Below are 13,887 nucleotides of genomic sequence, written 5' to 3' on the forward strand. Positions count from 1 at the left end.
CACCGGCCCGGCATATTGCGCAAAATGCGCAGCACACTTGCCGTGCGCACAATCATTCAATAGCCAGACACAAGATTAACACAAGCAACAGGATTTCTCATGGCCGACCCTGAAAACACTCTCCTCCTCGAAACCTCCAAGGGTTCCGTCACCATCGAGCTTCGCCCGGACCTTGCCCCCGGCCATGTCGAGCGGATCAAGGAACTGGCCCGCGAAGGCTTTTATGACGGTATCATCTTTCACCGCGTTATTGACAAATTCATGGCGCAAGTCGGTTGTCCGAAAGGCACCGGCACGGGCGGATCCGACAAGCCTGACCTGAAAGCCGAGTTCAATGCAGAGCCGCATGTGCGTGGCACCTGTTCCATGGCGCGCACTTCTGCGCCGCACTCTGCCAACAGCCAGTTCTTCATCTGCTTTGACAATGCCAGCTTCCTGGACCGCCAGTACACGGTCTGGGGCAAGGTGACAGACGGCATGGATGTGATCGACCAGCTGGCCAAGGGCGAGCCGCCGCGCAATCCGGACAAGATTGTCAGCATGAAAGTGGCTGCGGACGCCTGATCGCAGACCAACGGACACGAAGAGATGGCGGACGGCAAAATCAAACGCAGGGCAATGGCCCGGCACGGGTCCAAATATTTTGGTTCCCGCATTGCCCGCCTGATCTTCGCGTCCAATCTGGCGGGGCTGGCCATCCTCATCATCGGCGCCATGGTGCTGAACGAGATGCGGGCCGGCTTCGTCGTTTCCAAGAAACAGGATCTGGTCGCCCAGGCCCAGATCTTTACCAGCCTGCTGGGCGATGATGCCACGACCCCTGCCCCGTCACTGGACGTAGAGGCCGCCCGCCAGACCATCGTTCGCCTGAACCTGCCAGAGCGGGTGCGCGCACGGATATACCTGCCGGATGGCGATCTGGTCGGGGACAGCTTCTATCTGTCTGAACGGGTTGATGTGGACGCGCTGCGCCCCCTGCAAGAGCCGAGCAGCTTTGCCAAGATGGGCGCGGAACTGTCGGAATGGGCGGGCAAGACCTTCGGCCCGATCATGCCGCGCCGCAGCTCCGAAGCGCTCCGGGCCCAGAGCTTTGAGCAAGAGTTTGACATTGCCGTCAAAGGCAAGGAGGCCGCTAGCCAGCGCTTCTCTGACCGGGGCCAGAGGGTCATCTCCGTCTCCATGCCCATTCAGCGTGTGTCGGCGGTGGTCGGCGTGCTGACTCTGGAGTCGAATGACATTGACGAAATCATCCGCGCCGAGCGCGCTGCGCTGGTGCCGTTCATCGGCGTGGCGGTTCTGGTGGCGTTCATCACGTCTTTCCTGCTGACGCTGGGCATTGCGCGTCCGCTTCGCCGACTCTCCTTGGCGGCTGACCGTATCCGCGCAGGCTCATCTGACGGAATCGACATTCCGTCCCTCACCACGCGCAGGGACGAGATCGGTAACCTCGCCGCCTCCATGCAGAGCATGACCGAGGCGCTGCTGGAACGGATCGAGGCCAATGAACAGTTCGCTGCCGATGTGGCGCATGAGCTGAAAAACCCGCTGACCTCCATCCGGTCCGCCGTAGAGACGGCAGAGCGTGTGCAGGATGACCCCGTCGCCAGCGACCGGCTGCGCCAGGTGATCGCACAGGATGTCAAACGCCTCGACCGCCTGATCACCGACATCTCCAACGCCTCCCGCCTGGAAGCGGAAATGACCCGCGTGCCGAATGAGCAGATGGATATTGCCGGCTTCGTGCAGGATGTGGTGCGCACCTATGATGCCTTCGCGGACGAGGAAGACGCTGTCACGGTCCAGTTCCGCGATGATACGATGGGCGCAAGATTGCTGGTGCGCGGACGCGAGGGCCCGCTGGGCCAGGTCGTCCGCAATCTGATTGATAATGCGCGGTCCTTCTCCCCCGATGGCGGCGTGGTGATGGTGCGCGTGGACCAGTCCAATGACGGGCCGCAGACCATTGCCCGCATCTGCGTGGAAGACAATGGCCCCGGCATTCCAGACGACAAGCTGGAAACCATCTTCAGCCGTTTCTATACGGACCGCCCGAAAGGCACGGCCTTTGGTAACAATTCGGGCCTTGGCCTCTCCATCGTGAAGCAGATCATCGCCACCCACCGCGGCAAGGTCTGGGCCGAAAACCGCGACGAAGGCGGCGCCCGCTTCATCGTGGACCTGCCTGCGATCTAGGGCACGAAGCCAGCGCGCGCTTCGCTAACCCCGGATATTTGCTGCGCAAATTCCGGGGTAACACAGGCAGGAGAGACCTTCCTGCTAGCTTTTCTTGTTCTGGCGATTATCGATTAGATCATTGACGACTTCCGGCTCTGCCAGGGTCGAGGTGTCACCAAGGTTGGAGTATTCGTCCTCGGCGATCTTGCGCAGGATGCGGCGCATGATCTTGCCAGAACGCGTCTTGGGCAGGCCCGGCGCAATCTGGATCAGATCCGGTGAGGCAATCGGGCCAATCTCTGCCCGCACATGCTGGACAAGATTTTTCAGCAGCGCGTCATCCGGCTCAACACCGGCAACCAGCGTGACATAGGCATAGATACCCTGCCCCTTCACATCATGCGGATAGCCGACCACGGCGGCCTCTGCGACAGCATCATGGCTGACCAGCGCGCTTTCGACTTCTGCCGTCCCCATACGGTGGCCGGAAACATTGATCACGTCATCCACACGGCCGGTGATCCAGTAGAAGCCATCCTCATCGCGGCGGCACCCGTCACCGGTGAAATAATTGCCCGGATAGGCCATGAAATAGGTATCGATGAAGCGCTGATGGTCGCCATAGACGGTGCGCATCTGGCCCGGCCAGCTATCCGTGATCAGGAGGTTGCCCTCGGTTGCGCCATCCAGAATATTGCCCTCAGCATCGACCAGGGCCGGCTTGATGCCAAAGAAGGGATGGCTGCCCGCACCAGGCTTCATGTCTGTCGCGCCGGGCAGCGGCACAATCATCGCGCCGCCTGTTTCGGTCTGCCACCAGGTGTCCACGATGGGGCAGCGCTGCTCTCCCACGACGTGGAAATACCATTCCCAGGCTTCGGGGTTGATTGGCTCACCCACCGTGCCGAGCACGCGCAGGGAGCTGCGGGAGGTTGCCCGCACCGGCTCCTCGCCTTCGCGCATCAGGGCGCGGATCGCGGTCGGCGCGGTGTAGAACAGGCTGACCTTGTGGTCGTCGCAGACTTTCCAGAAGCGGCTGGCATCGGGATAGGTCGGCACGCCTTCAAACATCAGACTGGTCGCACCATTCGCGAGCGGACCGTAAACAATATAGGTATGCCCGGTGACCCAGCCGACATCGGCCGTGCACCAGTACACATCGTCTTCCTTCAGGTCGAAGACATAGTCATGCGTCATCGATGCCCAGACCAGATAGCCACCGGTCGTGTGCAGCACACCCTTCGGCTTGCCCGTGGAGCCAGACGTGTAGAGGATGAAGAGCGGGTCTTCGGCGTTCATCGGCTCTGGCGGGCAATCGGCTGAAATGCCGTCTGCGGCCTCGTGCAGCCAATGGTCCCGGCCGTCCTGCATCGCCACATCACTGCCCGTGCGCTTCACGACAAGCATCGTCTTGACCATACCGCCAGCAATGTCTGCGGCCTTGTCGGCATTCACCTTGAGCGGCACCTTGCGGCCGCCGCGCACACCTTCATCGGATGTGATCAGGAAATCCGACTCGCAATCGGTGATACGGCCGGCCAGCGCTTCCGGACTGAAGCCGCCGAACACGACAGAGTGAACAGCGCCGATGCGGGCACAGGCCAGCATGGCATAGGCCGCTTCCAGGATCATCGGCATGTAGATGGTGACGCGGTCGCCCTTCTTGACGCCCAGCTTCTTCAGGACATTGGCAAATTTGCAGACCGCCGTGTGCAGCTGGCGATAGGTCAGCGTGTGGCTGTCGCCCGGCTCGTCGCCTTCCCAGATCAGGGCGGGCTTGTCTCCACGGGTTTCCAGGTGACGGTCCAGGCAGTTGGCGGACACGTTGAGCACGCCGTCCGAATACCATTTCACGTGAAGATCTCCGGTCTCCCAGGAGACATCCTTCACCGTGGTGTAGGGTTTGATCCAGTCAATGCGCTTGCCATGCTCACCCCAGAAGGCTTCCGGGTCTTCAATGGATGCGGCATACATCTCGCGATACTTTTCCGGGGTCAGGTTCGCCTGCGCGGCGAATGCTTCCGGTACCGGGTAGGTTTTCGCTGTCTCGGTCATAACTGCCTCTCCATCTGCCATGTTTCCGTCCTCTTATCAGAATGCATACTTTGTTGAGAAGGTGAACCGTGTGATCGATCCATCTGCGCCGCTTTCCTCTTCGCGCAGGCCATACATCAACTCTGTGCCCAGGGTGACGTTCGGGGCGACATCCCACAGGATTGCGCCAAAGACCGACTGCACGGAAGATGTGACGGTCATCGGCAGGTAAGATGGATTGTCGATGAACAGGCCGGAATAGCCGCCGCTGAAGCGCGCCGTCTTTCCAAACGGATGGCGCCAGGCGATCAGCCCGCCATAGCTGGGGATCGCGTCCAGATTGCCATTCAGGTCCACCGCGGTAGAGCGGCTTGCGGCCAGGCCAACATAGCGGCCAATCCCCTCCCCGCCGACCATGTTGAAGCGGATGTCATCCTTCGCGCCGACCATCACCCTGCCGGACACGCTGAGGCCATAGCCAAAGACTTCCTCTTCACTGCTACCGAAATCAGCGCGCAACTGTCGCGCAATGCCCGCGAAGGAAATATTGCCGAAGTCACCGCTGAGATTGTAGCGGGCGACGACATCCGGGATCAGGTTTTCATCGCGCGCGCCGGCATTGAGCGTCGTCGTGTTTGGGTTCTCCACCGCGAACATCCAGTTCCCTCTCGTATAGCGGATCTGGGGCTGGCGCACGAAGATCATGCCGTCAGGCAGAGCCAGAAAGCTCGCGCTTTCCGGGATAGCGGATGTGTTCTGGAAGGTGGACCATTCCTGACCGACCAGCCAGTTGCCATACGCCATGTACGCCCGGCGAAGGCGCGGGGAATAGGAATTGGAGACCAGTTCATTGCCCTGCCCAGAGCCGAGGAAATCCATCTCGATATGCGCGCTAAGCGTCTTGTCGCCCACAGGACGGCTGGCAGACAGGAAGAAGCGGGAAGGCTCAGCAGTAAAGTCCGTAAACGTTGTTTCACTGCCCCCGATGGGTGTTGCGCCGGGAATGTAGAAATCCCGCGCGATGGAACTGCCCGCGACTGCCCCATCACTGAGGGAGGTAACGTGCACGTCTGCATCAATGAAGCCTCCGAATTTGAGGGTCGTGTCGCCGACAAGGAACCCATCCGTTTTCGGCTTCGGGGCGTCAACCTCTTCCGCGATGACCGTTTGTTCGATACGGACGACATCATCCTTCTGGACACGTTCTTCTGCCAGTTCGGTTTTCAGCTCAGAGACCATGGCCTCCAGTGCAGCTATGCGGTCTTCCAGTGACGCCTCTTCCGCCTGCGCGCCGAAGGCCAATCCGGCAGCAAGTGAAGACAACAGAAATCCCTTGAAAGTACGTGACATGAGTTCCTCCCTCATTTCTTATTATGAGCGGAGTATCCGGGCGAAGGCCCCTGTGCGCCATTAGCCATTGGTGCTAAGACAAAAGTCTAAAAGCACTGAACGGCAATTCATGCTTGAATTGCGGGAATGCGAGAATTCATCGTAGAGACTGCTTAAGCAGCAAAGTAACAGGGGGAAAACACCGTGGTACAGGCTCCGCGCGTTTTGATCGTGGACGATCACCCATTGTTTCGTGACGCGCTGGAAACCGCGTTGGAATGCGCCTATCCCGCAGGCGCAGAAGCCGCGCATGCCAGCAGCCTGTCAGGTGCGCTGGACAGCCTGGATGCCCAATCGGTGGATCTCATCCTGCTGGATCTGAACCTTGGCGACACCGTGGATTTCGAAGGGCTGACGCGTCTGTTGGCAGCTTCGCCCGATTGCCCGATCGTTGTGGTCTCGGCCACGGAAACACCGCAGGCCTTTGAACGCGCCAGGGCGCTGGGCGCGGCAGGCTATCTGCCCAAAAGCATGTCTCTGGATGATCTTTCTGCGGCGCTGGCGACGACGCTGGATGGTGGCAACTGGTTCCCCGAAAGCGTGGAAGAAAACCTGCCGCCGAACCAGGCTGCCGAGCGTATTGCCAGCCTGACCCCGGCACAAAGGCGTGTGCTGGCTGGCCTGTCAGCCGGGCTTCTCAACAAGCAGATTGCCTATGAGATGGACATCTCCGTCGCGACCGTTAAGGCGCACATGACAGCCATCTTCCGGAAGCTAGGCGCGAACAATCGCACGCAGGCGCTGCTGATCTATCAGGAAGCCACATCCCTGGGCGACTAGTCCGCCGCCTGATGAAGGGAAGGCTTCTGGCAGGTTTTCAAGAACTTGCGGATCTCTGCCGGATCGCTCGGCTTGTGCAGCACGGCAATACCAGCGCCCTTCGCCGCCGTCAGCTCCGGCGCATTGGTAGATGCCGTTAGCAGCAATACATTCGCCGGGTTACGCAACCGGGCCCTGTGTCGCTGGATCAACTCCAGACCATTGCTTTGATCGCTCAAATTCAGGTCCGCGATCAGCGCGTCAAAGCATGTGTCCTTCATGTGCTGGGCGGCTTCATCCTCTGTACGGACACAGACGGCATGACAGCCCCAGCTTTCCAGCAGGCGCTGCATACTGTCGACTATCGCAGGCTCGTCATCCACGAACAGTACGCTCATACCGTCCAGGTCTTCCTCATCCTGTGTGATAGGCAGGGCCGCTTTAGGACGCCGCGCACCCGCTATGTCCGCCAGCGGTACGGTCACGGAGAACACGCTGCCACGGCCCGGCACAGAGCGCACATCAATCGGCGCATCCATCAGGCTGGCGAGACGGCGCACGACAGACAGGCCAAGGCCCGCCCCGCGAATGCCCGCATTGTCGGCATCCTCATAGCGGCGGAATTCCTCAAAGATCAGTTCCATCCGGTCTGCGGGAATGCCGGGACCGGTATCATAAACCTCAATCCTCACCTCATTCCCACGGCGCCGCGCACCGACCAGCACGCCGCCGGAACTCGTATAGCGCCGGGCATTGGAGATAAAATTGCGCAGAATACTCTTCAGATAGTCAGGGTCTGCGAACACGGCGAGCCGGGTGGGCGCAACGCGGATCTCAAGGCCGGCCTTCTCTGCCATAGGCGAGGCTTCATCGGCCAGGTCCTCCAGCAAGGGGCCAAGCGGCAGCTTTACCGGCACAGCCTTGACCTGACTGTGGTCCAGCCGGGAGATGTCCAACAGGCCCTTCAGCAATTCATCTGCCGACTGAATGGCCTTGTCCGCTCGCGCCGCCAGATCAGCATTTGCGCCACTGGACATCATGGACCCCAGATAGAGGCGCGCCGCATTGAGAGGCTGCAGCAGGTCATGGCTCGCCGCCGCCAGGAAGCGCGTCTTCGACGCATTTGCGCCTTCCGCCTCTTGCCTTGCCAAATTCAGGTCTTCGGTCAGGTCCTCCAATTCCTGCGTGCGTTCCTTGACGCGGCTTTCCAGCATTTCGTTTGCCTCAACCAGCGCCTGCTCGCGCAGCCTGTCATCGGTTATATCAGAGAATGTGGTGACATAGCCGCCGCCCGGCATGGGATTGCCGCTGATGCGCAGATAGCGCCCATCGGGATTGCGGCGCTCATAGCTGTGCGCACTGCCGGACCGCATATGCTCCACCCTGCGGCGGGCTTCCTCGACCGGGTCTCCATCGATCCAGCCCGTTCGGATATTGTGCTCGATCAGCTCCGCGACGGGAACACCGACGGAGACCTTCTCCGGCGGATAATCGAACAATTCCACATAGGCAGTATTCCACGCCACAAGACGCTGTTCGGAATCCACCACGCTGATCCCCTGCTGGATGTTCTCCAGCATGGATTGCAACATGTGCCGTTCGAACCGGGCAGCTTGGGTCTTCTGATCCAGCATGGACAGCACATCCGGCAAGGCCACATCGCTGCCACCAATGGCGGAGAACAGCACAACCCGCGCCGAGGACGCACCAAGCGCGCTTGCCAGAAGCTTTTCCGTGCGCTGTATAAGCCGCCAGTCCGCGGGAGCATCTCCACTGGCCGTGATTCCGGTTTCCTCTTCCAGTTTGCGGAAGGCATGGTCCACAGCTTCCGGCGTCAGGAAGCGCGACGCCAGCGTCTTCAGCCCACTTGGAGAAACCTGCGAGGCCTGCGCCTGCATTGCGCCTTCGGCGATTGCGGCAAGCTCGTCCCCGCCGACAAAGGCGGCCGCCTGTACCCGGTCACGCAATCTCTCGCGAGAGCGCAGGGAGATGATGATGAACAGCGCAAGATTGACACCAAGACTGACCACAACGCCATGGGTCAGGCTGTCTTCTATCCGGATGCCGAGCATGGCGTAGGGATGCAGAAAGCCCGGCACATATGCTGCAATCGCATCCGGCTCCAGAATGGCCGGCAGGAACAGCGTGTACGCCCACAGCACCATACCGGCGATCAGCCCGGCCAGCACGCCGGAGCGTCGTCCGCCGCGCCATGTCACCGCGCCGATCAGACCGGGCGCGAACTGCGCCGCCGCCGCAAAGGACAAAAGCCCGATCTGCGCCAGGGCCTCGCCCGTCCCGGCCTCCCGGTAATAGACATAAGCGAGCAGCAGGATAACGACGATCACAATACGCCGTGCCGTAACGATGCGGGAACCGGCATCGCCGCTCAGGCTGGCAAAGCGGCCGGATTGCATGATCGCCGGAACGACCAGATCATTCGTCACCATGGTAGAGAGTGCGATGGTGGAAATGATCACCATGCCGGTGGCCGCAGAAAACCCGCCCAGGAAAACCATGGTCGCGAGCAGACCGCGCCCCTGCTCCAGCGGCAAATCCAGCACGAACAGGTCAGGCTGCGCGCCTGGCCCCAGCATGGAGAGGCCTGCCAGCGTAATCGGCACAACCACCAGACATGTGAGGAAAATATAGAGCGGGAATACCCAGCGCGCCATTTTCAGATCATTCATACTCTGGCGCTCAATCATGGCGACATGGAATTGCCGAGGCAGACAGATGATTGCGGCCATGGACAGCAGCGTCATCGTCACGAACCGTTCGGAAAAGCTGTATGTCCTGAAAGGCTGCACGGCTGGGCTGGTGTCTGCAATGCCGCCTTTCAGGAGCAGCATGACGGACAGGATCGCAACGGCCACCAGCGCCGCGAGTTTCAGCACGGCCTCCAGCGCCAGCACGCGCATCAGGCCGGAATTGTGCCGTGTCGCATCTGACTGGCGCGTGCCGAACAGGATGGCGAAAATGGCCAGCGCCACAGCGGTGAGCAGTACGGTCTCGCTGGCCGGGCTGTTGGTGTCTCCACCGGCACCATAGGCCAGCGCCTGAAAGCTCATGCCCACGGATTTCAGCTGCAGGGCGATGTAAGGCAGGCTGCCCGCGACGGCGGCGAGCGTCGCGGCCGCGGCAATCGCACGGCTCTTGCCATAGCGGGCAGAGAGAAAGTCCGACAGCGAGGAAATCCTCTCGCGCTGAGTGACATCGCCAATCCGCTGGATGATGCCGGAAAACGCCAGGAACATCAGCGTCGGCCCCAGATAGATGGCCAGATAATCCCAGCCGCTGGCCGCCGCCGTGCCGACTGCGCCGAAATAGGTCCAGGACGTGCAATACACCGCCAGCGCCAGCGAATAGACGAGCGGATGCTGGGTGAATCCCGGCCGCATGGCCAGCCTGTCCCCGCGCCACGCGATCAGGAACAGGCCAAGCATGTATAGCGTCGTTACGCCAAGGATCAGCCAGACGGGCATCCACACCTCACATTACGGCTCGTCACCGAAGATACACATCCCACCGCACAGGCAAACCAGACCTTTGTCCATAGCCGGCCCGGCAGAACGCAAAAAACGGACGGCCCGGAGAGAGTGGGCCGTCCGAAGGTAAAGCCTGGGAGGGCTGGTTATTCTGCTGGCATGGGCGCCATCCCTTCGTCCGCAATGCCATGCGAGGTCCGCGTTCCGGGGACACGAATGTCCTCGACCAGATCCTGCACATCCTGCGGGGGTGGAGCGGTCATGAGCGCCACGACCACACCGACCACCAGAGACAGGAACATGAACACAAAGCCGATGCCTTCAGGCGACACGCCGAACCACCAGTTTGCCGGGTCCGTATCCACGAATTTGAAGTAGTAGATATAGCTGAAGGTAGAGATCAGGCCCGTCAGCATGGAGGCAATCGCCCCTTCCCGGTTCATCCGTTTCCAGAAGATACCCAGCACGATGACCGGGAACAGGGATGCTGCAGCCAGACCGAAGGCGAAGGCGACCACCTGGGCCACAAAGCCGAGCTTGGCTGTGTTCATCCCCATGATGCCCGCCAGGATTACCGCGCCAGCGGCAGAGGCCCGGGCGACCCGCAATTCATCCTTGTCCGACATATCCTTGAAGAAGGTCCGCCGGCAAAGATCGTGCGAGATGGAGGATGAGATCACCATCAACAGGCCAGCGGCCGTGGACAGCGCCGCCGCAAGGCCGCCTGCCACCACCAGGCCGATCACCCAGGCGGGCAGACTGGCAATGGAGGGGTTGGCCATCACGAAGATGTCCCGGTCCAGCTTGGTGACTTCATTTTCAGGCCCGGCGCGGTACTGGATCACGCCATCGCCATTCTTGTCCTCAACGCCGAGCAGACCGGTCTTTTCCCAATCCTTGAACCATTTCGGCGTGGGCTTGCCACCCGCAGCCACAATTGCGGCGGCTTCGGCATCATAGTCCGCACCATCAGCGATATAAGTGGACTCGTTCACCGTATCGATGAAGTTCAGGCGGGCGAAGGACGCAACCGCTGGCGCCGTCGTGTACAGCAAGGCGATGAAGACCAGCGCCCAGCCGGCGGAGACCCGCGCGGCCCCGGCACTCGACACCGTGAAGAAGCGGATGATGACGTGCGGCAGCCCCGCCGTGCCGAACATCAGCGCGCCGGTAATGGCAAACACGTCCACCATGGTCTTGTCGGTCTTGGTATATTCCAGGAAGCCAAGATCGCTGACCACCGTGTTCAGCTTCTCCAGCATGGAGATGTCCTCGCCCTTCACATTGGAGATGAAGCCCAGCTGCGGGATCGGGTTCCCGGTAATGATCAGTGAAATGAAGATCGCCGGAACGGTGTAGGCGAAGATCAGCACGCAATACTGCGCCACCTGTGTGTAGGTGATGCCCTTCATGCCGCCCAGCACGGCATAGACGAACACAATGCCCATGCCGACAATGATGCCGGTGTTGAATTCAACGCCCAGGAAGCCGGAGAACGCCACGCCGACGCCCTTCATCTGCCCGGCAATATAGGTGAAGGAGACAAACAGCGCGCAGACCACGGCGATCAGGCGCGCGGCGGTGGAGTAATACCTGTCCCCCACAAAATCCGGCACGGTGAACTTGCCAAACTCCCGCAGGAACGGGGCCAGCAGCAGGGCAAGCAGAACATAGCCGCCCGTCCAGCCCATCAGATAGACAGAGCCGCCATAGCCCAGAAAGGCAATCAGGCCCGCCATGGACAGGAAGGAAGCCGCAGACATCCAGTCCGCCGCTGTCGCCATGCCATTCACCATCGGGTGAACATCATGGCCTGCCACATAGAAATCATCGGTAGAGGAGGCCCGCGCCCACAAGGCAATCGCGATGTAGGTGCCGAAGGTGCCAACGACCCAGAAATAGGTCCAGAAATCCTGTCCCATCGCCTCAGCCCTCCACGCCATATTTCTTTTCGAGGCGGTTCATGGCGCGGCAATAGTAGAAGATCAGACCCACAAAGACGTAGATCGACCCGTTCTGGGCGAACCAGAAGCCGAGCGGCGCGCCGCCGATCGAGACATTATCCAGCCAGTCCCGGAACAGAATGCCTGCCCCATAAGACACCGCGAACCAGATGACGAGCAGGACAAGGGTCAACCTGACGACTTCGCGCCAATACCCCTTCCCATCAATTTCCTTGCTTGGTTCCGACACTTTTTCCTCCCATGACATTTTTGTCTTTTTTGCGGGGGTTCCGCAGCTTGCAGGCTGCCGGAAGGGGGCGCGATGGGAAAGGTGTACTTTGGTCTAAGACAGGGGTGAAAACGGGCTGAAAGGATCAGTCCTTCGGGGCCGGCGCATCAGATTTGGCGAGGCTGCGCGCATGACGCCACTCGGCCAGGCCGCCAATGATCAGCCAGCCTGACAGGACGAGCCCGCCCAGCAGATAGATCTCCCGAAAGCCAAAGCCGGGCTCCAGAATCGCCACAGCTGCCCGAAAGGCAAAGACCAGCCCCATCAGAATGCCAAGCGCGATCATGATGTGATGTTTCAGCGCCTTTTCCTCCCATACTCTTTTCACCACTTTACCAGATTTCGGCTGGCGGCCACACCAGACCTTGGTCGGAGATCACAATCGGGTCTAATGGGTGGGAAAGAAGACGGGGCGGCAGTTGCGCGTATAGCCGGTGGGTATCGGCTTCGCCTCACCCCACCCTACGCTTGCTGGGCCTGATGTCAGGCCCCAATCAAAGTACCTTGAGGTCCAAATGGAACAGTCGGAAAAAAATATTCATTATAACAAAGTCGCGCTTGCCGACATCGCGCGCATCAATACTGAAGTAATCGCGCGGGGCGACTACCCTTTGGCTTATCGCAATATAGCGAGGTCTTTAGAAAAGCACTTCGATACTGCCCTGTTGCGCTGGCGGCGTGGTGAGACGCCTGTCCCCGATATGGAGCAGGTCCTTGAGACTTCCGGGAAGATGCTTGCGGCAATCACCAACTGGAGCCTTAATGACGAGACACTGAACGGTGTTGGGTATACGTGGATTATCGTGCATTACGCGGCTTTCCTGCTTGATCGGAAAGTCGATCTAGCCAATGAGCGGCTGGTCCGTATCCGTGAACACGTATCTCAGTATGCAGATGTAGAACTCGATTATCACATTTTGGATGCGATTGAGGGGCGGGAATGGCGTGATGGCCTGACGGAGCCCTTCGAAAGGCTTGCCTCCAAAAAACGTCAGATGCTGGCGGTGGAGACCTATCGTACGTATTTTAATCTGTTGGATACAGGTGGAGATGCGGTGCGTACCGAAGAGCTGGTTCGGATTGCAGAGACCAACTACACTAAACGTGCACGAGACGCATTTTTTAGCGGCGGCCCGACCTATATGGGTGGCGGTCCGGATAACCCTTATGTGGTCGACTTTATGCTCGCGGCGATTCTGAAAAAAATTGGTTGGACTGGCGAAACAATTCACAAGTGGAAATGGGGCGCCGGTGCGGGGCAATGATTGTACGGTGATTATATCACTGTGGTACGACCTAGCCCCTAGGTGGTAGTTATTCCATTATTCCTTGAGGTGATGTCATGTTCGTGATGGAGAGTGTGGACGATCTTTGGAACCACATTGCTTATGTGATGGCCTATGCGCCTGATCAATTCCCATATCGAGATTTTCTAGCCGACGATGAGCAGATGACTCTTGATCGGGCGTTTGAGCAACTCCGGCAGGGGGTAGAGATCGCCTATCCAGAGGCAGAATTTGCGGACAAGCGGGCGCATCTGAATGGCATTCTTGATCAATCTTATGCGCAGTATCGGGCTGGCGAAGATATCAAGGCCGGGCATCTACTAAACGATTTTCAGGATAACATATTCAAGGCTGATTGATCGCGGTATGGATTTGGGTCGGCATACCATGCGTCGCTTTGCTGCAATCTTGTATTTGCTTCAGCCTTTCGGCAGGGGTCTTCTAACTGCCTCAAAATCGCGGTTTTTAGAGAACCAAGGTCGGGTGGGTTGAGCGGAGCGATACCCACCACCCGCATGCCCGGA

The 13,887-nt window shown here is 59.7% G+C and carries 12 protein-coding genes; 5 read left to right on the top strand and 7 right to left on the bottom strand.

Going from position 1 to position 13,887, the window contains the following annotated elements; all coding sequences use genetic code 11:
* Positions 1 to 99: 99 nt before the first annotated feature.
* Positions 100 to 564, top strand: a complete 465-nt coding sequence (locus HY29_RS11745) for a peptidylprolyl isomerase (RefSeq protein ID WP_034797142.1) — start codon at positions 100 to 102, stop codon at positions 562 to 564.
* A gap of 24 nt (positions 565 to 588) precedes the next feature.
* On the top strand, positions 589 to 2,193 hold the full coding sequence (locus HY29_RS11750; protein ID WP_034797144.1) for a stimulus-sensing domain-containing protein: 1,605 nt from the start codon (positions 589 to 591) through the stop codon (positions 2,191 to 2,193).
* An 84-nt stretch (positions 2,194 to 2,277) separates the two neighbouring features.
* Here the strand turns inward: HY29_RS11750 and acs are convergent, their stop codons facing one another.
* A complete protein-coding gene (gene acs / locus HY29_RS11755; protein ID WP_034797166.1) occupies positions 2,278 to 4,230 on the bottom strand; it encodes an acetate--CoA ligase in 1,953 nt (650 codons plus the stop codon).
* Positions 4,231 to 4,266: 36 nt separating this feature from the next.
* The gene (locus HY29_RS11760) at positions 4,267 to 5,559 is read right to left on the bottom strand and encodes a DcaP family trimeric outer membrane transporter (RefSeq protein ID WP_034797147.1); all 1,293 of its coding nucleotides are present in this window, start codon (positions 5,557 to 5,559) and stop codon (positions 4,267 to 4,269) included.
* 183 nt (positions 5,560 to 5,742) lie between these two features.
* Between HY29_RS11760 and HY29_RS11765 the strand changes: the two genes are divergently transcribed.
* The gene (locus HY29_RS11765; RefSeq protein WP_034797149.1) at positions 5,743 to 6,378 is read left to right on the top strand and encodes a response regulator transcription factor; all 636 of its coding nucleotides are present in this window, start codon (positions 5,743 to 5,745) and stop codon (positions 6,376 to 6,378) included.
* Here HY29_RS11765 and HY29_RS11770 read toward each other — a convergent pair.
* The 4 genes from HY29_RS11770 to HY29_RS11785 form a co-directional block, all read right to left on the bottom strand.
* Positions 6,375 to 9,842: a PAS domain-containing hybrid sensor histidine kinase/response regulator gene (locus HY29_RS11770; RefSeq protein ID WP_051601454.1), complete on the bottom strand. Its 3,468-nt coding sequence runs from the start codon at positions 9,840 to 9,842 to the stop codon at positions 6,375 to 6,377. The two genes, HY29_RS11765 and HY29_RS11770, sit on opposite strands and share 4 nt — an antisense overlap.
* A 149-nt stretch (positions 9,843 to 9,991) precedes the next feature.
* Positions 9,992 to 11,767, bottom strand: a complete 1,776-nt coding sequence (locus tag HY29_RS11775) for a sodium:solute symporter family protein (protein ID WP_034797151.1) — start codon at positions 11,765 to 11,767, stop codon at positions 9,992 to 9,994.
* Positions 11,768 to 11,771: 4 nt separating this feature from the next.
* Positions 11,772 to 12,056, bottom strand: coding sequence for a DUF4212 domain-containing protein (locus HY29_RS11780; protein ID WP_051601455.1), 285 nt, complete (start codon positions 12,054 to 12,056; stop codon positions 11,772 to 11,774).
* Between the two features lie 106 nt (positions 12,057 to 12,162).
* Entirely contained in the window at positions 12,163 to 12,405 is a 243-nt protein-coding gene (locus HY29_RS11785; protein ID WP_155838301.1) for a hypothetical protein, read from the bottom strand.
* Between the two features lie 187 nt (positions 12,406 to 12,592).
* Between HY29_RS11785 and HY29_RS18550 the strand changes: the two genes are divergently transcribed.
* Both HY29_RS18550 and HY29_RS11795 read left to right on the top strand, forming a co-directional pair.
* Entirely contained in the window at positions 12,593 to 13,342 is a 750-nt protein-coding gene (locus HY29_RS18550; RefSeq protein WP_051601456.1) for a hypothetical protein, read from the top strand.
* Positions 13,343 to 13,419: 77 nt separating this feature from the next.
* On the top strand, positions 13,420 to 13,722 hold the full coding sequence (locus HY29_RS11795; RefSeq protein ID WP_034797154.1) for a hypothetical protein: 303 nt from the start codon (positions 13,420 to 13,422) through the stop codon (positions 13,720 to 13,722).
* Here HY29_RS11795 and HY29_RS19595 read toward each other — a convergent pair.
* On the bottom strand, positions 13,695 to 13,887 hold a 193-nt coding region (locus HY29_RS19595), incomplete at its 5' end, for a hypothetical protein (protein ID WP_206741956.1). The two genes, HY29_RS11795 and HY29_RS19595, sit on opposite strands and share 28 nt — an antisense overlap.

The organism is Hyphomonas beringensis (assembly GCF_000682755.1).
GTDB classification, from domain to species: domain Bacteria; phylum Pseudomonadota; class Alphaproteobacteria; order Caulobacterales; family Hyphomonadaceae; genus Hyphomonas; species Hyphomonas beringensis.

What these genes read in the sequence shown, in the direction of transcription:
- HY29_RS11780 (WP_051601455.1), bottom strand. Translation starts at nt 12,056, where the DNA reads ATGTCATGGGAGGAAAAAGTGTCGGAACCAAGCAAGGAAATTGATGGG.
- acs (WP_034797166.1), bottom strand. Translation starts at nt 4,230, where the DNA reads ATGACCGAGACAGCGAAAACCTACCCGGTACCGGAAGCATTCGCCGCG.
- HY29_RS11795 (WP_034797154.1), top strand. Translation starts at nt 13,420, where the DNA reads ATGTTCGTGATGGAGAGTGTGGACGATCTTTGGAACCACATTGCTTAT.
- HY29_RS11775 (WP_034797151.1), bottom strand. Translation starts at nt 11,767, where the DNA reads ATGGGACAGGATTTCTGGACCTATTTCTGGGTCGTTGGCACCTTCGGC.
- HY29_RS11760 (WP_034797147.1), bottom strand. Translation starts at nt 5,559, where the DNA reads ATGTCACGTACTTTCAAGGGATTTCTGTTGTCTTCACTTGCTGCCGGA.
- HY29_RS11745 (WP_034797142.1), top strand. Translation starts at nt 100, where the DNA reads ATGGCCGACCCTGAAAACACTCTCCTCCTCGAAACCTCCAAGGGTTCC.
- HY29_RS18550 (WP_051601456.1), top strand. Translation starts at nt 12,593, where the DNA reads ATGGAACAGTCGGAAAAAAATATTCATTATAACAAAGTCGCGCTTGCC.
- HY29_RS11770 (WP_051601454.1), bottom strand. Translation starts at nt 9,842, where the DNA reads ATGCCCGTCTGGCTGATCCTTGGCGTAACGACGCTATACATGCTTGGC.
- HY29_RS11750 (WP_034797144.1), top strand. Translation starts at nt 589, where the DNA reads ATGGCGGACGGCAAAATCAAACGCAGGGCAATGGCCCGGCACGGGTCC.